Origin of the sequence: Desulfovibrio sp. UIB00 (genome assembly GCF_022508225.1) — a bacterium.
Lineage (GTDB): Bacteria > Desulfobacterota > Desulfovibrionia > Desulfovibrionales > Desulfovibrionaceae > Desulfovibrio.
The window spans coordinates 110,052-133,365 of record NZ_JAETXJ010000008.1; the positions used below are offsets into that span (position 1 = coordinate 110,052).

Here is a 23,314-nt window from a genome sequence, read left to right on the forward strand (position 1 = left end):
TTTGCGCCCTGCCGCAGGCATATCCCCGGGCGGGAATGCCCTTTTGGCATGGCGGCACCATCAGCCATGGAGACCAAAACCATGCCGTATCCTTCTAAGCGCGTCTGGATTGTGGGCTGTATCGCCCTGGCCGCGTGCGTAGGCCTGGCGGCAGCGGGAGTGTCGTATTCGTCGCGGACGGAGTTTTGCCTGTCCTGCCACGAAATGCGCGTGTATCAGGATGAACTGATGCTCTCCCCGCACGCCAAGGACGCACAGGGCAAAGCCATCGGATGCTCGCAATGCCATATCCCTTCGGGCAATCTGGCCCGCATGCTCGGCGCCAAGGCATGGATGGGGATAAAAGACCTGTGGGTTCACAATGTGGAGGGCGGTACGGATCTTGACCGGGCTGCCATGCAACCCATTGCCCGCCGCTTTACGGACGATGCCAACTGCCGCGCCTGCCATCAGGATTTGACCCGCAATGCCAAGGCAGACGGGCCGATCTCGGCAGAGGGCCGCCTTGCGCACGACAATTACGAAGGCAAGAACGGTCAGGCCCGCAGCGGTTGCGTGGGCTGCCATCGCAACCTTGCCCACTTGCCCGTATTTGACGAGCGCATTCCAGCAAATCAGAAGTTCGCACAGAAAATCAAGGAGATACGGCCATGACCCGCAACAAGAAACTGCTCATCGTTCTGCTTGCCCTGGCGGTGCTGACGGGCGGCTATTTTCTGTATATGGCCTGGGCCTTCCCTGCGGAGCGCTGCGAGGCGGCCAAGCATCTGGATTCTCCGCAGATGGCGGGCGATTGCTACGCCTGCCACATGAAGAGCACTCCCCGTCTTGCGCAGGAATGGTATGAGAGCAAGCACGGCATCACCCTTGTGCGCTGCCAGACCTGTCACGGCATGCCTGACGGCAAGGGGGCCATTCCCTTTACCCGCAAGCCGGGGGTTGAGGTTTGCGCTCGTTGCCATTCGCTTTCCATCCAGCGCATGGAGGCCAAGTTTGGCAAGCGCGATGACTGTTCCGCCTGTCACCCCAACCACCAGAGCCCCATGCACGGCAAGGCTTACGAATACCGTATGCCCAGCGGCAAGACGGATTGGTAGCTCGCACGTGCGGTATGCGCCGCATCTGACGGCGCAGGGTGGGCCAGCCCGCAAGCAGGGCGGCCCGCAGTAAAGAAACAATCATGCCAAGCTAACAGCGAGGTTGCGGATATGAATTCATCGCGTCGTGATTTTTTACGTTTTTTTGCCATGTCTGCCGCTATGGCGGCGGCCACGGGCGTGGGCCTGCCAACCCTCGCCCTTGCTGCGGACGATCAGAAACCCGACAAATGGGTCAAAGGCGTGTGCCGTTACTGCGGCACCGGCTGCGGGGTGATGGTGGGCGTTAAAAACGGCAAGGCCGTTGCCATTCAGGGCGACCCCAACAACCACAACGCGGGCCTGCTGTGCCTGAAGGGTTCGCTGCTCATTCCTGTGCTCAATTCCAAGGAACGCGTCACCCAGCCCATGGTGCGGCGCAAAAAGGGCGGCCCCCTTGAGCCTGTGAGCTGGGATGAAGCCCTTGACCTCATGGCGTCCAAATTCCGGCACAGCATTGATACGTACGGCGCAAATTCAGTTGCCTGGTACGGCTCCGGCCAATGCCTGACGGAAGAAAGCTACCTCGCCAGCAAAATATTCAAGGCTGGCTTCGGCACTAATAACGTGGACGGCAACCCCCGTCTGTGCATGGCCTCGGCTGTGGGCGGCTATACCACCACGTTCGGCAAGGACGAGCCCATGGGCACCTATGCCGACATCGATCAGGCCACCTGTTTTTTCATCATCGGTTCCAATACCTCAGAGGCGCACCCCGTGCTGTTCCGCCGCATTGCCCGCCGCAAGCAAGTGGAGCCGGGCATCAAGATCATTGTGGCCGATCCGCGCCGCACCAATACTGCCCGCATAGCCGACATGCACGTGGCCTTTCGCCCCGGCACGGATCTGGCCTTCATGCACAGTATGGCCTGGGTCATCATCAATGAAGAACTGGACAATCCGCGCTTCTGGCAGCGCTACGTGAGCTTTGTGGATGTCGAGGGCAAACCCTCGGACTTTGAAGGCTACAAGGCCTTTTTGGAAAACTACCGGCCTGAAAAAGTTGCCGAAATCTGCCGCGTCCCCGTGGAGCAGATTTATACGGCGGCCAGGGCTTTTGCCGAATCATCCGCCACCATGAGCCTGTGGTGCATGGGCATCAACCAGCGCGTGCAGGGGGTTTTTGCCAATAACCTCATTCACAACCTGCATCTGCTCACCGGGCAGATATGCCGCCCCGGCGCAACGCCTTTTTCCCTCACGGGCCAGCCCAACGCCTGCGGCGGCGTGCGCGATACCGGCGCGCTCTCGCATCTGCTGCCAGCGGGCCGTGCCATTCCCAATCCCAAGCACCGGGCGGAGATGGAAAAACTCTGGGGCCTGCCGGAAGGGCGCATTTCGCCCAATCCCGGCTATCACACCGTGGCACTTTTTGAGGCCTTGGGCCGGGGCGATGTGAAGTGCATGGTCATTTGCGAGACCAACCCCGCGCACACCCTGCCCAACCTGAACAAGGTGCACAAGGCCATGTCGCACCCGGAATCGTTTATCGTGTGCATTGAGGCCTTCCCCGATGCCGTTACCCTGCAATACGCCGACCTTGTGCTTGCGCCTTCATTCTGGTGCGAGCGCGACGGCGTGTACGGTTGCGGCGAGCGACGGTATTCGCTGACTGAAAAGGCCGTGGATTCGCCCGGTCAGTGCCGTCCCACGGTGAACACCTTGGTGGAATTCGCCAAACGCGCTGGCGTTGACCCAAAGCTGGTGAACTTCAAAAACGCCGAGGACGTGTGGAACGAATGGCGCATGGTGGCCAAGGGCACCACCTATGATTTCTACGGCATGACGCGCGAGCGCTTGCGTAAGGAATCGGGTATCATCTGGCCCTGCCCCTCGGAGGATCACCCCGGTACCAATCTGCGCTTTGTGCGCGGGCATGATCCGCTGGTGCCAGCCGATCATCCGGACAAGTTCTTCTTTTACGGCAAGCCGGACGGTAAACCCACCATCTTCATGCGGCCCGCCAAGGGCGCTGCGGAAGAGCCGGATGCCGAATACCCGCTGTACCTTACCTCCATGCGCGTTATCGACCACTGGCACACAGCGACCATGACAGGCAAGGTGCCGGAACTGCTCAAGGCCAACCCGGCGGCCTTTGTGGAAATCAACGAGCAGGACGCCGCCTCCCTCGGCGTGAAGCACGGGGACAACGTGATTCTGGAAACCCGGCGCGACAAAATGGAACTGCCCGCGCGCGTGAGTGATGTGTGCAGGCCAGGGCTTGTGGCCGTGCCGTTTTTTGATCCCAAAAAGCTGGTCAACAAGCTGTTTCTGGACGCCACCGACCCCGGTTCGCGCGAGCCGGAATACAAGATCTGCGCCGCGCGGGTTCGCAAGGTTTAACGCCCATCGGTAAGCCCCATATGAGTGAAGGCCCCGTCCGTGTGTTTGGCATGCGGGCGGGGCAACGCGGGAGGAAATATGGCTATTGCGGGAATAATCCTGAGTGCTTCAGCAGCAGCCTGCGCAAGGCTTGAGAAGGCTTTGCAGGGCAGAGAAGGCATTCTGGATGTGCAGCGCACGCCGGATGGCGCGGACATTGGCGGGCTGGTGGTCGTGGTGGAGCAGCCTTCGGACAAAATCCAGAAGGAACTCATGGCGTTGCGGGAACTGCCGGAGGTGGACGATCTGCATCTGGCCTTTGCCGATTATGAAGATGATCTGGACGTGCAAGGGCACATGGGCTGCCCTGCGCATGAGCCGCGCCGCCATGCGGGCGCGGACGCTGACAATGGCGGGGAACAGGCAGGGGAGACGAAATGAGCCTTTTTGTGCCGCCTCTGCGCCCGCCGGGTGCTGTGGATGAAGAAACCTTTTTGCGCAAGTGCGTTCGTTGCGGCAAGTGTGTGACTGCCTGCCCGCACGAGAGCATTGAGCTGGCTGGCGGTCTGGGGCGCGCGCGGCATACGCCGCAGGTGCGCCCCCGCAGAAAACCCTGCTACCTTTGCATGAAGTGCCCGCCTGTATGCCCCACCGGGGCGCTGGACACGGGCGTAAAGGAAATTGCGCGGGCGGGAATGGGGCAGGCCTATATTCTTAAAGACCTCTGCCACAATTACAAAACCGGCACCATGTGCATGACCTGCTATGACCGCTGCCCCTTGCGCGGAACAGCCGTGGTGCTGAGCGGCGGGCTGGTGCCTGCCATGACCACGGCTTGCGTTGGGTGCGGCATCTGCGACTATGTCTGCCCGGTGCAGGCTGTGGAGATTGTTCCCACTTCATCCCGTTTTGTGCCGCCAATGGCGGCTCCCACGGAAAAAGCGCCCGGAGGCAAGGCATGAAGATTCTCGCTTGGGCGCGACGCGGCGCGCAGGTGCTGGTGGTGGCGGGACTGTGCGTGCTGCCGTGGCTCAATGCAGCAGAATTGCGCCAGATCAGCGGCAGTTTTTTTGCGCTGGATTTTTTCGGCATTCCCTTTGCTGACCCGGTTGGCGCGGCCCAGGTTGCGGCCACAGGCTTTTTACCTGGTGAGCGTCTGCTGATCGGGGCCTTGATCTCGCTGGCGCTGGCATTAGTGCTGGGCAGAGTTTTTTGCTCGTGGGTATGCCCCTACGGATTTTTTTCCGAGTTGGCGCACTGGGCGCGTGGGCGTCAAGGCAGCGCGCACGTGAAGGAAGGGCGCGCGTTTGCGGGCAAGGCTCTGCTGCTGGGGGCAGGGCTTGCGGCGGTTCTGGTGGCGGGCTTTCCCGCAATGGCTATTGTTTCGTTGCCGGGCGAGCTGTCGCTCCTGCCCATGCTTGTATGGCAAGGCGGCGACTTCTGGTTGCTGCTTGGGACGGTGGCTGTGCCGCTGGCGGCGCTGGCGCTGGAGCTTGTGGCTGGCAAAAGACTGTGGTGCCGCTTTGTGTGCCCGCAGTCGGTACTGCTTGGCGCTGCGGCCAAATGCCTGCCCGTCAAAGCTCCGGGCCTGCGCATCGGCTGGCAGGCGGCAAACTGTACCTGCAAGGGCAAGGCTCCCTGCAAGCAGGCTTGCTCGCTTGAGCTGAATCCGCGCCGCAAGGGCGGGCCAGAGCGAAGGGACTGCACCCACTGCGGCGACTGCGTCAATACCTGCGCGAGCTACGGTAAGGCTCTGGAGTGGCGGGGATGGAATGTTATATTGAAAAAATAAGTGAAGTTCGAGGTTTATTAAATCAGTGATGGCATTGTATTGGCTGAAAAATATTGTGCAGATAGATTAAAATATTATAACTTTATTCGATAATACTAGTAGAATAGATTTTATTCAGAAGTAGGCGTCACCAGAAATGATATTCTGAGGAGGATCGAATTAGTGAAAACTTTTTACCAGACATAGTCAATTTCACCAATTCCAGCATTTTGAGGAAGTATGTTGTGTAATGTTCTATATCCAATATCATAAAAAGGGGATGGGAACATGTAGGACTCTTGAGAAAGGGATCCAGTGCCAAGCCAATCTAATGCATCTTGCGTCTTTATTCGCAAAATACACTCTATGCTGTCACTGAAATCATAATTGGCAGTGGTTATATCGCCATACCTTCGCACAACAATCCCATGCTGTGCGTGGGGTCTTAAAAAATTGCTGCCTACAGCGAGTCTCAAGTCAATTATTTGAAAGCTTTCATTTGTTAAAAATATCCCATTGTCCATATCTTTCTGAAGTTCATCAATCTTAACATCATGAAGTTTTTTATATTCTTTGGGGTCTGATGCTTTTCCAAATTTCATTATATAGACATAAGAAAATTCAGATTTGCTTTTTACATATTTAGAAAAATTAACTCCTTTAGCAGTTAATCTTTTGTGAGAAGCAAACCAGAGAGCAACCCATATATTATCTACAAAATCAAGATATCTTGTTGGTACTCCATAGTGTTGCAATAGACCTTCTATTGCGGGTGGATATACACCTTTTAGCTCGTTTTTGAGGGATCCATTTATTAACGTGCTTAATCTTTTAATCTTTTCTCTGAGTGCCAAATTAATTTTGATGTCTGTCCTGTCTGTGTCTTTTGCAATATCACGAAATAAATATGGAATTAGAGAAGGGTAAAAAGAACACTGGCCCCTGTAAAAGACAATATGTTCACAAGAAAGAACACTTTTTGCGTAGCCAACAGCTTGGATGAGGGCTTGGGGGGTATTAATTTGAACTATGTTAAGTGTTCTGCAAAAGGAGCTTTCTCCATCATTTGATATCCACTTGTCCCAGTTAAGTTTCGACAAGAAAATACTCCTTGGTCTGTTTGCGAACTGATCTGCAGAATAATTTTTTACTAAAAAAGACAGATAGTAATGTGGTGCCCAGGGCGGGACTTGAACCCGCACACCATTACGGCCAGGGATTTTAAGTCCCCTGTGTCTACCATTCCACCACCCAGGCACATTTCTTTATTCTTTTCGTGACAAATCTTTCAGGTCATCCTCTGCGAGATCCTGCGGGCCGGAGCCTGCGATGCGCCATGTTTTGAGGCCGCTTGGCGGGTCTTCGGGGACAGGGCGTTCCTCTTCCTGCCATTCGCCGGGGCGCAGCCAGAAAACGTGCATGGATTCAAAATTCTTGTCCAGGCACAGCAATCTGCCGCGCACGCCCTGCGGCAGCAGGGCCGCAATTTCGAGCGCAATCTTGCGGTACACATACAGTCTGTGCGCTTCAAACACGCACTGGAACATGAGCGCGTCGCCCAGAGGCGTAAAGTCCAGATGGGCCGCCCCGGCCCGCTGGAGCAACTGCTCCACCTCGCGGGTCAGTTCTTCTTCCACTTCAAGCAGGGCCTCGTATGTGAGGCTGTCGTCATAGCTGAAGTGGGCAAAAAGTTCGCTGCGGTTTTTGTCCATGAGCTTGCATATACGGCAAAGAAGCCCTTTAGGCAATAATTGCGCGTGGATGTCTTCAGTGCTGGTCTTGCGGGCGCTTTGGGCGTAAGATGCACAAAAAACACGCACATAGCGGAGGCCGCATGAGTTTTTTTGACAAGCTGATTCTGTCGTTTTGTCGTCTGGGCGTTGCCGGGCTTGACCCCAAGGCTCCCGGCACGTGGGGCACGGCCATCGCCTGCCTGCTCGCGCCGTATATTTTTCTGCCTCTGTCCCTGCCGTGGCGGGCTGTGCTGCTGGTCGTGATTTTTGTGGTCGGCGGTCTGGCCTCCACCCGTGCCGAGCACTTGCTTGAGCGCAAAGACCCCGGCGAAGTTGTCATCGACGAGTTGGTAGGGGTGTGGCTTGTGCTGCTGCCTTTTGAAAGTCCCAGTTTCTGGCTGGTGCTGGCGGCTTTTGCCTTTTTCCGGCTGTTCGACATCTGCAAGCCATGGCCCGTGCGGGCTTCTGAAAACTGGCTGCCCGCCGGGTTTGGCATCATGATCGATGATGTTGTGGCTGGCGTGTGGGCCTTGCTGTGCGTGGCTCTGCTGCGTGTGATGGGCCTTGTATAGGCCGCGAGAGCAGGGCCACAGAATAGGCGGAAAGCTGCAAGGGGGCGCGGCCAATGGCGCAAAAGGCCACTCTGGTGGCGGAAAAAGCCGCCGCGCCCGCAGCTACTTCATGCGGTAGGTGATGCGCCCACGGGTAAGGTCGTAAGGGGAAAGCTCGACCTTGACGCGGTCGCCGGGCAGAATGCGGATGTAAAACTTGCGCATCTTGCCGGAAATGTGGGCCAGAACTTCGTGGCCGTTCTCCAGTTCCACACGGAACATGGCGTTGGGCAGAGCTTCCTGCACCACGCCGTCTACTTCGATTGATCCTTCCTTGGCCATGAGTACTCCAAAATATGATGTGGATAAACGCCGGTCAGCTTCACAAAAAAGCGGGGCGCTGTCAACACGCCGGTGTCCCTGCTCGGGGGATATTCGGCGCGCAAACAGCGCCCGCTGTCACTGCACGGGTAGAAAGTTATTTCTTGCGTCCCTTGGATGATTTGCCGCCGGGGCGGGGCTTGTTCTCCACAGGGGGCACATGGGGTGCAAGCACCGGGGCCTTGCGGCACAGCAGCCACAGGCCAGCCAGTATGAGCGGTACGCAGAGTAGTTGGCCCATGGTCAGCCAGCCAAAGGCCAGATAGCCAAGCTGCACGTCAGGCATGCGCACAAATTCCACGGCAAAGCGGAACACGCCGTAGCCCAGTGCGAACAGGCCGGAGACCGCGCCCGTCTTTCGCGGTCTGGACGAAAAAATCCAAACCATGAAAAAGAGCACCAGCCCTTCAAGCGCAGCCTCGTAAAGCTGCGATGGATGGCGCGGATTAGGCCCGGCACCGGGAAACACAATGGCCCACGGCACGTCGCTGACCTTGCCCCACAACTCGCCGTTGATAAAGTTGCCGAGCCGCCCGAAAAAGAGTCCTTGCGGCACCAGTGGGGCGATGAAGTCTGATACTTCCAGAAACGACCTGCCCCGCGAGCGGGCAAAATACCAGAATGCGCCGAGTACACCCAGCAGCCCGCCATGAAAGGACATGCCGCCGTTCCAGATGCGCAGAATCTCCATGGGATCGCTGATGTAGACAGGCAGATCATAAAACAGCACGTAACCGATTCTGCCGCCCAGGATGATGCCGATCATCACGCAGGTCAGCAGGTCGTCCACATCGGGGGCAGTCCAGCCGGAGCCGGGCCGCGAGGCGCGCCAGCGGCCCAGTGCCCAACCAAGGCCAAAGCCCGCCAGATACATAAGCCCGTACCAGCGCAATTGCAGGCTGCCGATGGAAAGGGCTACGGGGTCGATTTGAGCGAGGTTCATGCGTCAATATCCGAGGCGTTGAATTCGCCGCTTTTGCCGCCGCGTTTGTGCAGCAGGCGTACACGGCTGATGACGATATCCCGCTGAACGGCCTTGCACATGTCGTAAATGGTGGCCGCTGCGGTCTGGGCCGCAACAATGGCTTCCATCTCCACGCCGGTAGGGCCGACCGTGCGGGTTTCCGCTTCAATACGCACCGTGGGCGGCATTTCTGTTACCGTAAAGCGCACGTCCACATAGGTGAGGTTGAGGGGGTGGCACATGGGGATAAGTTCGCCGGTGCGTTTGGCAGCCATAATGCCGCCAATCTTGGCGCAGGTGAGCACATCGCCCTTGGGCAAGGCGTTTTTGATCAGCAGTTCCATGGTGGCCGGGGCCAGTTCTACAACTGCTTCAGCTATGGCTACTCGTTCTGTAGGCGTTTTTGCGCCTACATCCACCATGGTTACGTTGCCCTGGCTGTCGAGATGCGTAAAGTTGTCGTTCATTGATACCTCAAAAAATTCCCGCAGCGCGGGCTGCCGGGATGTTGTTTCAAATATGCGTTCCGCATGTCCTGCTGGTAACACGCAGCAAGCGGGAGCAAATTATGATGCTACCCCAAAAAGCGACGGGAGTCATTGCGCCTGTAATCGCGCTCCTCGCCGCAGTTTCCCGAAAGGAGAAAGTGCTGGTTGAACATTGAGCTGTGGGGCATTGAGCTGGGCCGGACAGGGCAGGCTTAGCGCAAGCCCACAAGCCATTGCAGCAGCGGGGGAGTTGTGGGCGGGCGGGGGGCTTGCCAGAAAGAGTCGCGCCCGCTGTCAGAAAAGCGCATCCGCTCCCGCAGCAGGCGTTGCGGAAATGCGGCCTTTGTGGATACGAGCGGCCCTGCGGTTGCGGCATTTTCCTGCACGGAATTTTCGTCAGGGGCATCCTGCTCGGCAGGCTGCGGTGCAGGAGTCAGCTCCGCCATATATTTAAAAGGAATGTCCGCACTGGGGCGCATGCTCATGATTTTGCGCACAATGGCAAGGCTGCTGCCAAACCGCTGGTCGTGGATCATTACATAGGTGGGGGCCGGGGTGTTTGCTGGCTGCGTTGCCTGCGGATTATCGGCGGGCAGCATGTCGGTTGGCAGGGGGGCCACCACTGGCAGCAGGGTGAAATTCAAAAAAGCGTCAGCCACAACAGACTGTCGCGTAAGGTCGCGGGCAAGGCTCTCGGGCAGGGCGGTGGCGGCACCTTCCGGGCCTTGAGGGGTGCCAAGGGCGTTCAAGCCCTGAGTGTACACCGTGCCCCCGTTGGGTGTGGCTTCTGAATACAGGGCGCGCCAGAAAAAGGGCGAAAAGGCATCCGGCAGCACCACAATTTCCTGAGGCGCACGGCCTTCCGCCGTGAGTCGTTCGCGGATTTGCGCCGTATGCCATGCGTTGAGGCCTATGGAAATGCCGGGATAGACAAAGAGCCACGCCATTGCCACCAGCAGGAGCCCGCGCCGTGCGCGCCAGCGCCAGATGGCCCATAGCAGGGGCAGGGTGATCAGCAGGTCAATGATAAACACCGCGTTCAGCCGCACCCGTAGGTGCGAGAAGGGCACAAAGATCATGGTGCCGTATGTGGTGATGCAGTCCAGCCAGATGTGCAGCAAGACCATAGCCGTCATGAACAGCCATGTTTTTGCAAACCGCCAGTGACCGGGCGTTTGCGCCCTCCACAGCGAGCAGCCCACGAGCGCCAGCACCAGCCCCAGCAGCGGAGCAAAAAAAAGGGAATGCGTAATGCCCCGGTGCAATAGCAAAAATTGAAGGGGGGTGTTCGCCATGAGCACATCAACATCGGGGGAGGCGGCGGCCAGGGCGGCCAGAGGCACCGCCCAGCGGCTCGCGGGACGGTGGGGCATGGCGAGCATGACCACCGCGCCGCTTGCGGCGTGAGTTATTGGATCCATATAGTTACTGCCTGAACGGGCTGCGCTGTTTGGGCACAGACCTGTATTGCGGGTCTTCTGGGCTTACGTCCGTATCAAGACCGTTCATGCGGCGAAACTGCTGCATGCGCCACTGCTGCATGTTGGTCATGACATCGGGGCGGTTTTGATAATAGAGCATGCGCTGGGTGTTGTTCGACCCGTACACGGGGTAGCGCAACTGATCTTCCACGCTCACGCCCTGGGGCTGCGAATCGCTCTCGATGGAGGAACCCGCGCCGATGTCCTTGGGGCCGCAACCGCCCAGCCCGCCAACGGCGGCCAGCAGTAGTACAAAAAGGCAGGCAACGGACTTTCTGTTCATATCCATAGTATAGCTGTGTCGCAAAAACTCTGCAACAGGGGCTGAGGCACGCTTCCTGCGGGCAAATCCTGGATTCTGGGGCTGAGCGCTGACCGTGAAGGCATATCGGCCGCTACGACGTGATCGTGATGCTCCTCCGCCCGCGCGCATCCTTGCGGCACGGCATCCACCTGTGGGCTTGCCTTGCAGAAAAACGCAGGGTATGTAGCATGTTCAACACTTGCCCTTTTTTATTCAAGCGTTGTCCGGCGTTGGCTGGCTGCGCCAATTCATACAGGAGTCGCCATGCGTGCACCCAATAGCGGCATCACCCCCGAAGGTTGGCCTTGTATCGGCCTTACCGCGCTCAGCGCGTTGGTTTTTGCCTGCATGGGCTGGTGGCTTCTGGCCGTGATTTTTCTGGCCCTTTGCTGGTTCAGCATGCACTTTTTCCGCGATCCCGAGCGGGTGGTGCCACAGGGCGAGGGGCTTGCCGTAAGCCCTGCGGACGGCAAGGTTATCCGCATTGAGGAGCGCCCCGACCCCTTCACCGATGAACCCAAGCTGTGCATCAGCATTTTTATGAACGTGTTCAGCGTGCACGTGAACCGCGCGCCCGTAGCGGGAATAGTTGAAGGCATCCGCTATTTCCCCGGCGCGTTTGTCAATGCCGCTTTTGACAAGGCCTCCACGCACAACGAGCGCTGCGCCTACAGCATGCGCGATGCGGACGGCAACCCCTGGACCATGGTGCAGATTGCCGGGCTTATCGCCCGCCGTATTGTCTGCCGCGTTGACGAAGGCGACGCCCTTGCACGTGGGGAGCGCTACGGCATGATCCGCTTTGGTTCGCGAGTTGACCTTTACCTTCCTCAGGGATATGTTGCGGCCACGCGCATCGGCGAACAGGTCTTCGCCGGGCAGAGCGTGGTGGCCAGAGCGAAGTAGCCTGGCCGAAAAACGCGCCCAATGCCACGCTCAAAAGCCGACAGACCGGCACTTAGTTTAGTAAAGATGGTGAATGATGGCCCCGGAAGTTAAAAAGCCGCGCAAAGGAGTATACCTCCTGCCGAACATGATCACGACGTTGAGCATGTTTCTCGGCTTTTTGTCTATGGTCTGGGCCGTGCAGGGACGTTTTGAGTCGGCCTGCTTCGCCATCCTGCTCTCTGCCGTCATGGACGGCCTGGACGGCAAGGTTGCCCGCCTCACCAATACTGCCAGCGAGTTCGGCGTTCAGTACGATTCGCTTTCCGATCTTGTGGCCTTTGGCATTGCCCCAGCCATGCTCATGTGGCAGTGGGAGCTTTCGGCCCTTGGACGTATGGGGCTTGCCGCCGCCTTCATTTACGCTGCCTGCGGCGCTTTGCGTCTTGCTCGCTTCAATGTGAGCACCGCTGCTGTGGGCAAGCGCTTTTTCATCGGTCTGCCCATTCCTGCGGGCGGCTGCACTGTTGTTACCTTTGTTTTTTGCGCCGCGCATTTCCCTGCTATCATGGCTTCGGCCCTGCCCTACATGACCCTTTTTCTTGCCATTGGCGTTGGGGTTTTGATGGTCAGCAAGGTGCGCTATTTTTCCTTTAAGGAATACGATTTCCTGCGCGCCCATCCCATCCGCAGCATGCTTTTCTTCCTGCTTGTGCTCGGAACGGTCATTTCCTTTCCGCGCGTCATGGGATTTGTGCTTTGCGCCGTCTACATCATTGGCGGCGTTGTCTACACCTTCGTCATCCTTCCCCGCCGCAATCGTCAGCTACTACGCGCCCTATCGCCCCAGAGCGATTGAGGTTGCGTAACGGTTGCCGCCCCCTAAGGGCGGAAACGCTCCCCTGGACAGCCGCCCTTTACGGTGGCCGTTATGCAAGATATAGCCATCTTTGTCAGAACCAGAGGAGTTTGTCATGAACAACCGCGTCTATTTTTTCGATACCACCTTGCGCGATGGCGAGCAGTCGCCCGGCGCCACCATGAACTTGCAGGAAAAGCTGCGTGTAGCCCACCAGCTTGAAGTGCTCGGCGTGGACATTATGGAAGCGGGCTTTCCCGCCTCCAGCCCCGGCGATTTCGAGTCAGTGCAGCGCATTGCCTCACAGGCTGGCGACATTCAGGTGGCGGGCCTTGCCCGTTGCGTCCCCAATGACATTGATCGTTGCTGGGAAGCCGTCAAAGTGGCTAAAAATCCCCGCATCCATGTCTTTTTGTCCACCTCTCCCCTGCACATGAAGCACAAGCTGCGCAAAGATCCCGAGGACGTTCTTAAGATGATCGTCGAGGGCGTCAAACGCTGCGCCACATATACCAGCAACGTGGAATTTTCCCTCGAGGATTTTTCGCGTACCGAAGGCGATTTTGCCTGCCGCGTGGTCGAGGCCGCCATTAAGGCCGGGGCCAGCACCATCAATTTGCCCGATACCGTGGGCTATGCCGAGCCGCAGGAATACGCCGCGCTGCTTGACCACGTCATCAAAAACACGCCCAACAGCGACAAGGCCATCTTCAGCGTGCACTGCCACAACGACCTCGGCCTTGCCGTGGCCAACACGCTTGCCGCCTTCCGCGTTGGCGTGCGCCAGGCAGAGGTTACGCTGTGCGGTATCGGCGAGCGCGCCGGTAACGCCGCCCTTGAAGAAGTGGTCATGAATCTGCGTGTGCGCCACGACTATTACCAGCTTGAGCACAACATCGTCACCGAGCAGCTTTATCCTTCGTGCCGCCTGCTTTCCATGACCATCGGCCAGCCCATTGCCAACAACAAGGCTATTGTGGGTGCCAACGCCTTTGCGCACGAGTCGGGCATCCATCAGGACGGCATGCTCAAGAACCGCGAAACTTACGAAATCATGACGCCTCAGTCTGTGGGCCGCACCGAGAGCAATCTTGTGATTGGCAAGCACTCTGGCCGCAACGCCGTGCGCAACAAGTTTGAGAGCATGGGCTACAAGCTGGACGATGAGCAGCTCAACCTCGTGTTTGAAGCTGTGAAGCAGCTGGCTGACCGCAAGAAAACCCTGCACGACGATGACCTCATGGCTCTTGTACAGGAAGAAGTCTACCGCATGCCCGATCTTTTCCGCCTGCGCCATGTGAGCGTGCAGAGCTCCGATGCGGGCGGCGTGCCGCCCACGGCTGCCGTCATCATGGACATTAAGGGGATTGAGAGCAGCGGCGCTGGTTTTGGCGTTGGCCCTGTGGACGCCCTGTTCAACGTGATCGCCGACATGGTGGGTCGCCAGCCCGAGCTTGAGCAGTACGCCATCAACGCCATCACCGGCGGCACCGATGCCCAGGGCGAAGTGACCGTGCGCCTGCGCGAGGGTGAAGTGAGCGCCGTGGGACGCGGTACCCATCCGGATATTTTTGTTGCCAGTGCACGTGCGTACGTCAACGCCCTTAACCACCTGTTCAAGAAGGAGCAGGAAGGGCCGAGGCTGCACTGCCAGCACGATTAATGGCTGTTCCTCTGGTCTGAGCGGGTCTGACCGCCCCTCCCTGGGGCGGCTGACCTGTGGAGCCAAGGTGCACCCTCGCCGTGCAGGTAAAGCCTGTGCGAATTACATAAAAAACAGGCGCTCGGTTTTTGCCGCGCCTTACGAAACACCGTATTCGCCGCGCCCCCCCTCGGTGGAGCCAGGATGAAAGGAGTAGATCATGCCACAGACGCTTGCGCAAAAAATTTTGCAAGCCCACACAGACGAAGTTGTGGAACAGGACGGCCAGATTGTTCAGTGCCGCGTGTCGCTGGTGCTCGCCAACGATATCACCGGGCCGCTGGCCATCAAATCTTTCAAGGGAATGGGCGCGGAAAAGGTTTTTGACAAAGACAAGATCGCTCTGGTCATGGATCACTTTACGCCGCAAAAAGATATTGATTCCGCCAATCAGGTCATGGTGACGCGCAAGTTCGCCGAAGAACAGAACATCACCCACTATTACGAAGGCGGCGACTGCGGCGTGGAGCACACCCTGCTGCCCGAGCAGGGACTTGTGGGCCCCGGCGATGTGGTCATTGGCGCAGACAGCCACACCTGCACCTACGGCGGCATCGGCGCTTTTGCCACGGGTATGGGCTCTACTGATATCGCCGCCGCAATGGCGCTGGGCGAAACATGGTTCAAGGTGCCTTCCACCATCCGCGTGAACATCAACGGTCAGATGCCCAAGTGGCTGCGCGGCAAAGATCTGATGCTCATGCTCATCGGCGCCATCGGCGTGGACGGCGCTCTCTACAAGGCCCTGGAATTCGGCGGCTCTGTGGTGGACGATCTTTCTGTTGAAGGCCGCCTGTGCATGGCAAACATGGCTATTGAAGCTGGCGGCAAGGTGGGCCTGTTTGCCGTGGACGCCAAAACGCGCACCTACTGTGCGGAGCACAAGCGCCCCGGCCTGACGCAGGATCTGGCCGCAGACCCCGGCGCGGTTTACGAGCGCGTAGTCAATATTGACGTGACCGGCAAGGAGCCTGTGGTGGCCTGCCCGCACCTGCCCTCCAACGTCAAGCCTGTTTCCGAGGTGCGTGATACGCCCATCCAGCAGGTGGTTATCGGTTCCTGCACCAATGGCCGCATCAGCGACATGCGTGACGCCGCCGAAGTGCTGCGGGGCCGCAAGGTTGCCAAGCACCTGCGCTGTATTGTGCTGCCCTCCACGCCCACGGTATGGAAGCAGTGCCTCAAGGAAGGCCTCATCGAAACCTTCATGGAATCCGGCTGCGTGGTCGGCCCCTGCACATGCGGCCCCTGCCTTGGCGGTCACATGGGCATTCTGGGCGATGGAGAACGCGCCGTGGCCACCACCAACCGTAACTTCAAGGGCCGTATGGGCAGCTTGAGTTCCGAGGTTTATCTGGCAAGCCCCATCGTGGCAGCCGCTTCGGCCATTGCGGGTTGCGTGGCCGGGCCTGATCAGCTGTAGGCAGCACACATCAGCACCTGTCTGTGCCACGGCCCACCGCGCCCGGCGCAGAGAAAGAAGGACAGCCTCATGAATTACAAAGGTAAGGCTCACAAAGTGGGCGAACACATTGATACGGACGCCATCATTCCCGCGCGTTTTCTGGTTACCACCGATTCCAAAAAGCTGGGTGAAAACTGCATGTCCGGCCTTGAACCCGATTGGGTCAAGCGCGTGACCCCCGGTGACATCATGGTTGCGGGCCGTAACTTCGGTTGCGGCTCTTCCCGTGAACACGCGCCCATAGCCATTCTTGGCGCGGGCATGCACGTGGTGATCGGACACAGCTTTGCGCGCATTTTTTACCGCAACTCCTTCAATATGGGCCTTCTGCTCATGGAAGTGGGCGATGACGTGGACAAGATCAATGACGGCGACGAGCTGGAAATCGACGCCGCCACCGGCATTATCCGCGATCTGACCAACGGCACGCAGATAACCTGCCCGCCGCTGCCCAAGTCCATGGCTGCCATCCTGAATAAGGGTGGGTTGGTTGGCTATGTCAAGGAACGCTTGGCCTAAATTGGCCTTTTGCCCTCTGGCTGCGTTAGATAATCCTTTTTACTCCGGTCGAGTACCATGAGAGTACACTCCCTGCGTAAAAGGATTATCTGCCTTGCCTGAGAACAAAAATCCAATTTTTACAGGATATTTTTGGTCAGAACTGCGTCAAAACGGGCTTTTGCCTCCAGTCAAATACCGTAAGAGTATATTCCTGTCGGCAATCCCCTTTTTTCCTTGTTCTGGCGCAAAAATCTTCATGTAAAAAAGAGCTGGTAGTCGGCTAATTATAAGAAAATGAGCATCAACAGAAAGAATTGAGTTCAAGGATATTTTATGAAAAAGACCATCTGCCTCTTGCCGGGTGACGGCATCGGCCCGGAGATTCTGGCCGAAGGTGTTAAGGTTCTCAAGGCCGCCGCTGAAAAGTTTGGCCACGAATTTGTTTTCGACACCGCGCACATCGGCGGTTCCGCCATTGATGCGGCTGGCGACCCCCTGCCGGAAGAAACCGTGCGCAAGTGCCGCAATGCCGACGCCGTATTTCTGGCGGCTGTGGGCGGCCCCAAGTGGGACGCCCTCGCGCCCGAAAAACGGCCGGAAAAAGGCCTGCTGCGCATCCGCAAAGAGCTTGAGCTTTTTGCAAACCTGCGTCCGGCCATGCTGTTGCCCGAACTGGCCGGCGCGTGCCTGTTGCGCGCCGACATCGCCGCCAAGGGCCTTGACCTCGTGGTTGTGCGCGAACTGACCGGCGACATCTATTTTGGCGAACCGCGCGGGCAGGAAATGCGCGATGGCCTGCGCACCGGCTACAACACCATGGTGTACAACGAGGAAGAAATCCGCCGCATTGCCACGGTGGCCTTTGAAACGGCACGTAAACGCCGCAACAAGGTCTGCTCTGTGGAAAAGAGCAACGTGCTGGAAACCTCGCGCCTGTGGAAGGAAGTGGTCATTGAAACCCATCGCCAATACGCCGATGTGGAACTGACTCACATGTACGTGGACAATGCCGCCATGCAGCTTGTGCGCGATCCTTCGCAGTTTGACGTGATCCTCACGGGTAATATTTTTGGCGATATTCTGTCTGACGAAGCCTCGGTCATCACCGGCTCGCTGGGCATGCTGCCTTCGGCCTCCATGGGCGCTTCCGGCCCCGGCCTGTTTGAACCCATCCATGGCTCCGCTCCCGACATCGCGGGGCAGAACAAGGCCAACCCCCTTGCCACCATCCTTTCCGGGGCCATGATGCTGCGCCTTGGCTTTGATATGGGCAAGGAAGCCGATGCCATCGAGGCGGCAGTGCGCAAGGCCTTGGCTGATGGTTTCCGCACTGGCGACATTATGGAACCCGGCAAAACTCTGCTGGGTTGCAAAGAGATGGGCGACAAGGTTGTGGAGCGGCTGTAGCCGCTGCTCCGAACCATTTCAAAAGGCCGTCCGCATCATCGGGCGGCCTTTTGTTTTATGCGTGTTTGTGGCGCTGAAAAAAGGCTGTTATCTGTTTGCCCAGCATGACCAGTACAACCGATGCGGCAATAAAGGCCACCCCTGCGACCAGCGACATGCTGAACGGCTCGCTGAATACCAGAATACCCACCACCACGGCGGTTACAGGCTCCATAACGCCAAGGATGGATGTCAGCGTGGAGCCGATGCGCTGTACTGCAAGAATGAGGGTGAGGTTTGAAATAACGGCTGTCACCACTGCCAGCAATGTTGCGAGCAGCAGTTCCCACCATGAGTGCAGGGGCTGGAACGAGTCTGACAACAGGGCGTTGGCCCCGGAAATAACCGCCCCAAAGGCCAGCACGTAAAAAGTCATCACAAGACCGCTCATGTTGGGAATGCGCGCGGCATAAATGGTTGTGATGTATACGGCGTTGCACAGTGCGGAAAGCAGAAGCAGGGCCACGGCCAGCAAGCTTGCCCCGCCCATGTCGCCGTCACTTCCGCCGCAGAGCAGATACACGCCAGCAATTGCCAGCAGGATGGATAGGGCCGTGATCCACGAGAAGCGCTCGTGATAAAACACAATCATAATCAGCATGACCATGACGGGATAGGTAAATTGCAGCGTTGCCACAACACCGCTCGGCATGTGCTTGAATCCCCAAAAAAAGAGCAGGGCCGCCATTGTGTACATGGAACTCATGGCGGCAAGCTTGCACAGATCAATGCCGCGCGCGCTGAATCTTTCGCCGCGTACGGCAAGCACTATGCCCAGCACCACTGTGGCAATGGCAAAGCGATAGAACAGGGCGGAAGGCCCTGAAACGCCGCCATGCATCAGCGGTAGTGTAAACAGCGGGATAAGGCCAAAGGCCGCAGAAGAAAGAATACTGTAAAAAAAGCCCATGACATCCTTCTTGGTGGGGAACAACAAACAGATTCCATACCGGGGAAGCGACAGTGTGGCAAGCTTGCGCACGGCATAAAAAAACGTCCCCGGTACAAACCGGGGACGTTGTCGCGCGTGTGCAGCGCGGAAGGTATCGCGCTGTTACTTGGATTGATCCATGACCACTTCAGCCTCGGGGTGAACCTGGCGCAGTGCTTCATGCATGGCGGCTGCATCCGCAAATGCGCGGAAGGGGCCGATTTTTTCATCACCCTGAGCGGCGTTGTAGCGCACAAAATATGCTTCATCGGGTTTGAGGGGCGTGCCGCTTTCGTCACTGATGACTTCCAGCTTGACCTTGCTGATGCCTTTATCATCAATATCAATCTGTTGCGCTGCGGCAAAGGAAAGATCAATGATGCGCCCGCGCACAAAGGGGCCTCTGTCTGTCACACAGACCATAACGCTCTTGCCGTTATTCTGGTCGGTGACGCGAACAACCGTGCCCATGGGCAGGGTGCGGTGCGCGGCGGTAAAGGTGTACATGTCGTAATCAAGCCCGCTGGCGGTGGAGCCGCCATGGAAATCGCGTCCATACCATGAGGCCTTGCCGGCCATGATTTCGCTTTCCTGAGCGCGTTTCAGCCAGATATCACGGCTGTCGGTGCTATCCCGGCGTTCTTTTTCGGATAAGGACGCAGTGGATGAGGATTTGCGTTGCTTGGATTTGGAGCGCGATTCAGCTTTATCGCGCTTGGAGCGCGAGCTGTGCGAAGAGGCGGTTTTGTCACTGGTCTTTTCGCGTTTGGATTTGCGAGTCTCAGTGTCGCCGGAAGACTTTTTGGCGGCGTGGGGGGTAGCGTTCGAATGCTTTTGATCGGAGGGAGCGCTTTGTGAAGCCGCGTCGGCGTTCATGGGGGAGGCCAAAAGCATGCATAAGGCTATGGCCGCCAGCACTAATGGCCAGCGTGAATACTTCATGATCGTTCCTTTGTTAGTGTTCGAGGCTGGCCAGCGAAATTGCCGGACGAACCGCGCCCGCGGTTCTGACCCCAGGAACCTTCCAATGATGGCAGCAAGCGCGCCTTGCGCTCAACGTCCATCGGTTCCCCAGGGGAATGCCTGTTCTTTGTAGAGGCACTATACAGTAAAAAAATGCTCCGTGTCAAACTGATAAAATCTTTTAATTCAATTGGTTATTGAAAAAGATAGTCTAGAAAATGTCAAAATTGCAGCAGGGGAGTATGAAATCGGTACGATCGCGCGGCATGGCGAACTGGCATGGAGGTGAGGCAAAAGCCTGCGTGCGGCAGAAATATTTGCGCAGAAATGCAGGGAATGGCACCGGATTCCGCCAAATAAAAAGGGCAGGCAGCCGCAAAGCTACCTGCCCTGACAGTTCCGTCGTAGCGGTGTTACCAGTCCAGCGTGCGCTTGAAAGCGCGGGCCAGATCTTCCACCGAAGAGTTGACGATGACGCTGTCGCCGGATTTCATGGTCAGCTGACCGTTACCGGTGACAGTACCGATACGGGTACAGGGCTGCCACATTCCCAGCGCATCGAGAATCATGGCCAGATCGGGCTTGACGCTCACAACCAGGCGGCTGGCGCTTTCGCTGTAGAGCAGTTCGGTCACGTTCATGGCTTCAAAGGCGGGCACGGCATCAAGGTTGATTTCCGCACCCAGGCGACCGCCGATGCACATTTCTGCAATGGCCACGGCAAGGCCGCCGTCAGAGCAGTCGTGGCAGGCGGAAATGGCGCGCTGGCCCATGAGGGCGTTGACCGCGCGGTAGCGCAGCATGGCGTTGGAGGCGTCCACATGGGGTACGCGGCCACCCTTGAGGCCTAGTTCCGTAGCGGCTTCGCTGCCTGCCATTTCGCGCCAGGTGCCGCCGAGCACGTAGATGGCATCGCCGGGCTGCTTGAAGTCCGAGGTCTGGGCCGCAGTGACGTTGCGGATGACGCCAAGAATGGAGAACAGCACCGTGGGCGGAATGGAAATGCGCTCACCGCCGCCGGTGTAGTCGTTCTTCATGGAGTCCTTGCCCGAGATGCACGGCACGCCGTAGGCCAGCGAGAACTGGCGCAGGGCGCGGCAGGCGCGCACAAGCTGAGCCAGCTTGTAACGTCCGTCAGGGTTGGATGGGCTGACCACCGGGTCGCACCAGCAGAAGTTGTCCACACCTGCCAGGGCGTCAGGGTCTGCACCCACGGCAACGGCATTGCGGATGGCTTCGTCCATGGCGTTGGCCATCATCCAGTAGGTGTCGTAATCGCTGAACTTGGGGCAGATGCCATGGGAGATCACAAGGCCCGCGTCCGATTCCAGCAAGGGGCGGATAACGCCAGCGTCCGCCGGGCCGTCGCGCTTGACGCCCACAAGGGGTTTCACCACGCTACCGCCGCGCACTTCGTGGTCATACTGGCGGATGATGTATTCCTTGGAGCAGATATTGAGCGTGCCGAGCATGCGCTGCAAAAATGCGGTCTGCTCAACTTCGGCCACGTCCACGGTGACGTCGGTGATCTCAGGGGCCTTCCATTCGGCTTCAAGCTCGAGCTGCGGCACGCCGTCGTGCATGAATTCCATGGGCATGGAGGCGATGATGCGGTCGTGGTAGCGCACTTCAAAGAAGCCGGATGTGGTGAAGCGGCCAAGGGCCGTGGCCTCCACATCCATGCGGGCGGCAAGGGCCATGAATTCTTCGAGCTTTTCCGGCGAAACGGCCAGGGTCATGCGTTCCTGCGCTTCAGAAAGCAGAATTTCCCAGGGGCGCAGGCCATCGTATTTCAGCGGAGCCTTGGCGATATCCAGCACGCAGCCGCCCGTATCTTCTGCCATTTCACCCACTGAGGAGGAAAGGCCGCCGGCGCCGTTGTCGGTGATGGCGTGGTACAGGCCCATATCGCGGGCGCGCATGATGAAGTCGTACATCTTGCGCTGGGTGATGGGGTCGCCGATCTGCACCGCAGTGGCGGGCGAGCCTTCGTGCAGCTCTTCAGAAGAGAAGGTCGCGCCGTGGATGCCGTCCTTGCCGATGCGGCCGCCGGTCATGACAATGTAGTCGCCTTCTTCGGCCTGCTTGAACCAGCCGGGGCGGCCATGAATCTCTGCGGGGATGATGCCCACGGTGCCGCAGTAAACCAGCGGCTTGCCAAGATAGCGCTCGTCAAAAACCAGCGAACCGTTGACCGTGGGAATGCCCGACTTGTTGCCGCCGTGTTCCACGCCTTCGCGCACGCCTTCCAGCACGCGGCGGGGGTGCAGCAGGCGCGGGGGCAGGTTTTTATCGTGGAAGGGCGAGGCAAAGCAGAACACGTCCGTATTGCACACCAGTTCCGCGCCCATGCCGGTGCCCATGGGGTCACGGTTCACGCCCACAATGCCGGTGAGCGCGCCGCCGTACGGGTCGAGCGCCGAAGGGCTGTTGTGGGTTTCAACCTTGATGCAGGCGTCGTAGCCGTTGATAAAGGCGATAACGCCCGCGTTGTCCTTGAAAACGGACTTGCAGTAGTCGTCTTCACCCATGCGCTCGCGCAGCATGGCCGTGGCGTCGCGGATGCAGGTCTTGTAGAGGTTGTCCACCACTTCGCTGCGGCCCGTGGCGGCATCGGTATAATTGATGCGCGAGGCAAAAATCTTGTGCTTGCAGTGCTCGGACCACGTCTGGGCCAGCACTTCCATTTCCACATCCGTGGGGTCGGCGGGCAGGCCAAGGGCCTTGCGGCGGTCAGCTTCTTCCTGCGCGGTGAACTGCTCGCGGATACTGTGCATTTCCTTGAGGTTGAGCGCCCAGGTATTTTCGCGGCTGGCCTTGGTCAGGGCTTCGTCGTCCATGGCGGAAAGAGCGATGGTGTCAACGGTTTCGTTGATCTCGCCTGTAACCCTGGCGGCCTGCGCTTCAAAGCCGGGCTGGGCGTCCCATTCCTGACGGCTCTTGATGCGGTAGCGCTGGATGAGCGTGTTGCACAAAAGGTCGCGGGCCAGCATGTCCACCTGCTCGCGTGTGAGGGGCGCGGCCTTGTCGCTGCTGATGCGGTACTGCACGGCAGTATACACGCGCAGGCTGTCGCGCGGGATGTCCAGCACCATGGCGGCGGTGTCGCGTGCGGTGCGGGCCTCGTTATCTGTCACGCCGGGGCGGAAGCCCACTTCCACAAACCAGTCTGCCGCAGGGTCCAGCAGTGGCAGCGGTTCAAGGGAGGCTTCCTGAAGGATGGGGTCGTGCCAGATGCTTTCGTCCAGCAAGCGGGCCACCTGCGCGGCATCAAGCCCGTCAGCCGTAAAGACCTTGATCTGGCGAACGCCAGAAACAGAAATGTTCAGCGCCTTGCGCAGGTGCTGGGCCGTCTTGCGGCCCTGGGTATCGTCAAGTCCGGCGCGGGGGCCGGTTTCCACCCTATAGAGCATGATTTGCATTCCTCTTGG

The 23,314-nt window shown here is 58.3% G+C and carries 23 protein-coding genes and 1 tRNA gene; 13 read left to right on the forward strand and 11 right to left on the reverse strand.

All coding sequences use genetic code 11. The annotated features are described in order from the left end of the window. The first annotated feature begins 81 nt into the window (after positions 1 to 81). The 6 genes from JMF94_RS12500 to JMF94_RS12525 all read left to right on the forward strand — a co-directional run bounded on the left by JMF94_RS12500 (position 82) and on the right by JMF94_RS12525 (position 5,250). Positions 82 to 654, forward strand: a complete 573-nt coding sequence (locus JMF94_RS12500; RefSeq protein ID WP_215648387.1) for a NapC/NirT family cytochrome c — start codon at positions 82 to 84, stop codon at positions 652 to 654. Next, positions 651 to 1,097 carry a hypothetical protein gene (locus JMF94_RS12505; RefSeq protein ID WP_192112751.1) on the forward strand — a complete coding sequence of 149 codons (447 nt, stop codon included), beginning with the start codon at positions 651 to 653 and terminating at the stop codon, positions 1,095 to 1,097. Before JMF94_RS12500 ends, JMF94_RS12505 begins: the two co-directional genes overlap by 4 nt. Before the next feature lie 111 nt (positions 1,098 to 1,208). Next, entirely contained in the window at positions 1,209 to 3,479 is a 2,271-nt protein-coding gene (locus JMF94_RS12510; RefSeq protein WP_240825458.1) for a nitrate reductase, read from the forward strand. A 78-nt stretch (positions 3,480 to 3,557) separates the two neighbouring features. Next, complete coding sequence (locus JMF94_RS12515) at positions 3,558 to 3,899, forward strand: hypothetical protein (RefSeq protein WP_240825460.1); 342 nt, start codon at positions 3,558 to 3,560, stop codon at positions 3,897 to 3,899. Beyond that, the gene (locus JMF94_RS12520) at positions 3,896 to 4,420 is read left to right on the forward strand and encodes a 4Fe-4S dicluster domain-containing protein (protein ID WP_240825462.1); all 525 of its coding nucleotides are present in this window, start codon (positions 3,896 to 3,898) and stop codon (positions 4,418 to 4,420) included. Before JMF94_RS12515 ends, JMF94_RS12520 begins: the two co-directional genes overlap by 4 nt. Next, positions 4,417 to 5,250, forward strand: a complete 834-nt coding sequence (locus JMF94_RS12525; protein ID WP_240825464.1) for a 4Fe-4S binding protein — start codon at positions 4,417 to 4,419, stop codon at positions 5,248 to 5,250. The genes JMF94_RS12520 and JMF94_RS12525 overlap by 4 nt, the downstream gene beginning before the upstream one ends. A gap of 173 nt (positions 5,251 to 5,423) precedes the next feature. Here the strand turns inward: JMF94_RS12525 and JMF94_RS12530 are convergent, their stop codons facing one another. From JMF94_RS12530 to JMF94_RS12540, 3 genes are all read right to left on the reverse strand, one after another. Beyond that, on the reverse strand, positions 5,424 to 6,329 hold the full coding sequence (locus JMF94_RS12530; protein WP_240825467.1) for an FRG domain-containing protein: 906 nt from the start codon (positions 6,327 to 6,329) through the stop codon (positions 5,424 to 5,426). Between the two features lie 72 nt (positions 6,330 to 6,401). Then, a tRNA-Leu gene (locus JMF94_RS12535) sits at positions 6,402 to 6,486 on the reverse strand. A gap of 8 nt (positions 6,487 to 6,494) precedes the next feature. Beyond that, complete coding sequence (locus tag JMF94_RS12540; protein WP_240825469.1) at positions 6,495 to 6,941, reverse strand: hypothetical protein; 447 nt, start codon at positions 6,939 to 6,941, stop codon at positions 6,495 to 6,497. Between the two features lie 122 nt (positions 6,942 to 7,063). On the opposite strand from JMF94_RS12540, the gene JMF94_RS12545 reads away from it, so the two are divergent. Next, positions 7,064 to 7,534 (forward strand): phosphatidylglycerophosphatase A, encoded by a 471-nt coding sequence (locus JMF94_RS12545; protein WP_240825471.1) that lies wholly within the window; start codon positions 7,064 to 7,066, stop codon positions 7,532 to 7,534. 102 nt (positions 7,535 to 7,636) lie between these two features. On the opposite strand, the gene infA is transcribed toward JMF94_RS12545, so the two are convergent. The 5 genes from infA to JMF94_RS12570 form a co-directional block, all read right to left on the reverse strand. Next, complete coding sequence (infA, locus tag JMF94_RS12550; RefSeq protein WP_006008898.1) at positions 7,637 to 7,855, reverse strand: translation initiation factor IF-1; 219 nt, start codon at positions 7,853 to 7,855, stop codon at positions 7,637 to 7,639. A gap of 136 nt (positions 7,856 to 7,991) precedes the next feature. Further along, positions 7,992 to 8,837 carry a prolipoprotein diacylglyceryl transferase gene (gene lgt / locus JMF94_RS12555; RefSeq protein WP_240825472.1) on the reverse strand — a complete coding sequence of 282 codons (846 nt, stop codon included), beginning with the start codon at positions 8,835 to 8,837 and terminating at the stop codon, positions 7,992 to 7,994. Beyond that, positions 8,834 to 9,325, reverse strand: a complete 492-nt coding sequence (gene moaC, locus JMF94_RS12560) for a cyclic pyranopterin monophosphate synthase MoaC (protein ID WP_027180997.1) — start codon at positions 9,323 to 9,325, stop codon at positions 8,834 to 8,836. Before moaC ends, lgt begins: the two co-directional genes overlap by 4 nt. Before the next feature lie 233 nt (positions 9,326 to 9,558). Then, positions 9,559 to 10,767 carry a metal-dependent hydrolase gene (locus tag JMF94_RS12565; RefSeq protein ID WP_240825474.1) on the reverse strand — a complete coding sequence of 403 codons (1,209 nt, stop codon included), beginning with the start codon at positions 10,765 to 10,767 and terminating at the stop codon, positions 9,559 to 9,561. Between the two features lie 4 nt (positions 10,768 to 10,771). After that, positions 10,772 to 11,110 carry a chemotaxis protein gene (locus JMF94_RS12570; RefSeq protein ID WP_240825476.1) on the reverse strand — a complete coding sequence of 113 codons (339 nt, stop codon included), beginning with the start codon at positions 11,108 to 11,110 and terminating at the stop codon, positions 10,772 to 10,774. Positions 11,111 to 11,395: 285 nt separating this feature from the next. On the opposite strand from JMF94_RS12570, the gene JMF94_RS12575 reads away from it, so the two are divergent. The 6 genes from JMF94_RS12575 to leuB all read left to right on the forward strand — a co-directional run bounded on the left by JMF94_RS12575 (position 11,396) and on the right by leuB (position 17,950). Further along, complete coding sequence (locus JMF94_RS12575; RefSeq protein WP_240825478.1) at positions 11,396 to 12,037, forward strand: phosphatidylserine decarboxylase family protein; 642 nt, start codon at positions 11,396 to 11,398, stop codon at positions 12,035 to 12,037. A 76-nt stretch (positions 12,038 to 12,113) separates the two neighbouring features. After that, positions 12,114 to 12,875 (forward strand): CDP-diacylglycerol--serine O-phosphatidyltransferase, encoded by a 762-nt coding sequence (gene pssA, locus JMF94_RS12580; RefSeq protein ID WP_240825535.1) that lies wholly within the window; start codon positions 12,114 to 12,116, stop codon positions 12,873 to 12,875. Positions 12,876 to 12,990: 115 nt separating this feature from the next. Then, on the forward strand, positions 12,991 to 14,538 hold the full coding sequence (locus JMF94_RS12585) for a 2-isopropylmalate synthase (protein ID WP_192112774.1): 1,548 nt from the start codon (positions 12,991 to 12,993) through the stop codon (positions 14,536 to 14,538). A gap of 199 nt (positions 14,539 to 14,737) precedes the next feature. Continuing rightward, positions 14,738 to 16,000 (forward strand): 3-isopropylmalate dehydratase large subunit, encoded by a 1,263-nt coding sequence (locus JMF94_RS12590; protein WP_240825479.1) that lies wholly within the window; start codon positions 14,738 to 14,740, stop codon positions 15,998 to 16,000. 69 nt (positions 16,001 to 16,069) lie between these two features. After that, positions 16,070 to 16,561: a 3-isopropylmalate dehydratase small subunit gene (gene leuD / locus JMF94_RS12595; protein ID WP_240825481.1), complete on the forward strand. Its 492-nt coding sequence runs from the start codon at positions 16,070 to 16,072 to the stop codon at positions 16,559 to 16,561. A 315-nt stretch (positions 16,562 to 16,876) separates the two neighbouring features. Further along, a complete protein-coding gene (gene leuB / locus JMF94_RS12600; protein WP_192112777.1) occupies positions 16,877 to 17,950 on the forward strand; it encodes a 3-isopropylmalate dehydrogenase in 1,074 nt (357 codons plus the stop codon). A gap of 55 nt (positions 17,951 to 18,005) precedes the next feature. Here the strand turns inward: leuB and JMF94_RS12605 are convergent, their stop codons facing one another. From JMF94_RS12605 to JMF94_RS12615, 3 genes are all read right to left on the reverse strand, one after another. Further along, the gene (locus JMF94_RS12605) at positions 18,006 to 18,899 is read right to left on the reverse strand and encodes a DMT family transporter (protein ID WP_240825484.1); all 894 of its coding nucleotides are present in this window, start codon (positions 18,897 to 18,899) and stop codon (positions 18,006 to 18,008) included. A 144-nt stretch (positions 18,900 to 19,043) separates the two neighbouring features. Further along, positions 19,044 to 19,862 (reverse strand): septal ring lytic transglycosylase RlpA family protein, encoded by an 819-nt coding sequence (locus tag JMF94_RS12610; protein WP_240825487.1) that lies wholly within the window; start codon positions 19,860 to 19,862, stop codon positions 19,044 to 19,046. A gap of 434 nt (positions 19,863 to 20,296) precedes the next feature. After that, positions 20,297 to 23,296, reverse strand: a complete 3,000-nt coding sequence (locus JMF94_RS12615) for an AIR synthase-related protein (RefSeq protein ID WP_240825490.1) — start codon at positions 23,294 to 23,296, stop codon at positions 20,297 to 20,299. Positions 23,297 to 23,314 lie beyond the last annotated feature (18 nt).

Bases quoted from the DNA above. Each gene is read 5' to 3' on its own strand.
- JMF94_RS12505 (WP_192112751.1), top strand. From the start codon at position 651: ATGACCCGCAACAAGAAACTGCTCATCGTTCTGCTTGCCCTGGCGGTG.
- JMF94_RS12510 (WP_240825458.1), top strand. From the start codon at position 1,209: ATGAATTCATCGCGTCGTGATTTTTTACGTTTTTTTGCCATGTCTGCC.
- JMF94_RS12615 (WP_240825490.1), bottom strand. From the start codon at position 23,296: ATGCTCTATAGGGTGGAAACCGGCCCCCGCGCCGGACTTGACGATACC.
- JMF94_RS12565 (WP_240825474.1), bottom strand. From the start codon at position 10,767: ATGGATCCAATAACTCACGCCGCAAGCGGCGCGGTGGTCATGCTCGCC.
- JMF94_RS12525 (WP_240825464.1), top strand. From the start codon at position 4,417: ATGAAGATTCTCGCTTGGGCGCGACGCGGCGCGCAGGTGCTGGTGGTG.
- JMF94_RS12605 (WP_240825484.1), bottom strand. From the start codon at position 18,899: ATGGGCTTTTTTTACAGTATTCTTTCTTCTGCGGCCTTTGGCCTTATC.
- JMF94_RS12500 (WP_215648387.1), top strand. From the start codon at position 82: ATGCCGTATCCTTCTAAGCGCGTCTGGATTGTGGGCTGTATCGCCCTG.
- leuD (WP_240825481.1), top strand. From the start codon at position 16,070: ATGAATTACAAAGGTAAGGCTCACAAAGTGGGCGAACACATTGATACG.
- infA (WP_006008898.1), bottom strand. From the start codon at position 7,855: ATGGCCAAGGAAGGATCAATCGAAGTAGACGGCGTGGTGCAGGAAGCT.
- JMF94_RS12520 (WP_240825462.1), top strand. From the start codon at position 3,896: ATGAGCCTTTTTGTGCCGCCTCTGCGCCCGCCGGGTGCTGTGGATGAA.
- JMF94_RS12610 (WP_240825487.1), bottom strand. From the start codon at position 19,862: ATGAAGTATTCACGCTGGCCATTAGTGCTGGCGGCCATAGCCTTATGC.
- JMF94_RS12575 (WP_240825478.1), top strand. From the start codon at position 11,396: ATGCGTGCACCCAATAGCGGCATCACCCCCGAAGGTTGGCCTTGTATC.
- JMF94_RS12545 (WP_240825471.1), top strand. From the start codon at position 7,064: ATGAGTTTTTTTGACAAGCTGATTCTGTCGTTTTGTCGTCTGGGCGTT.
- JMF94_RS12515 (WP_240825460.1), top strand. From the start codon at position 3,558: ATGGCTATTGCGGGAATAATCCTGAGTGCTTCAGCAGCAGCCTGCGCA.
- pssA (WP_240825535.1), top strand. From the start codon at position 12,114: ATGGCCCCGGAAGTTAAAAAGCCGCGCAAAGGAGTATACCTCCTGCCG.
- leuB (WP_192112777.1), top strand. From the start codon at position 16,877: ATGAAAAAGACCATCTGCCTCTTGCCGGGTGACGGCATCGGCCCGGAG.
- JMF94_RS12540 (WP_240825469.1), bottom strand. From the start codon at position 6,941: ATGGACAAAAACCGCAGCGAACTTTTTGCCCACTTCAGCTATGACGAC.
- JMF94_RS12585 (WP_192112774.1), top strand. From the start codon at position 12,991: ATGAACAACCGCGTCTATTTTTTCGATACCACCTTGCGCGATGGCGAG.
- moaC (WP_027180997.1), bottom strand. From the start codon at position 9,325: ATGAACGACAACTTTACGCATCTCGACAGCCAGGGCAACGTAACCATG.
- JMF94_RS12570 (WP_240825476.1), bottom strand. From the start codon at position 11,110: ATGAACAGAAAGTCCGTTGCCTGCCTTTTTGTACTACTGCTGGCCGCC.
- lgt (WP_240825472.1), bottom strand. From the start codon at position 8,837: ATGAACCTCGCTCAAATCGACCCCGTAGCCCTTTCCATCGGCAGCCTG.
- JMF94_RS12590 (WP_240825479.1), top strand. From the start codon at position 14,738: ATGCCACAGACGCTTGCGCAAAAAATTTTGCAAGCCCACACAGACGAA.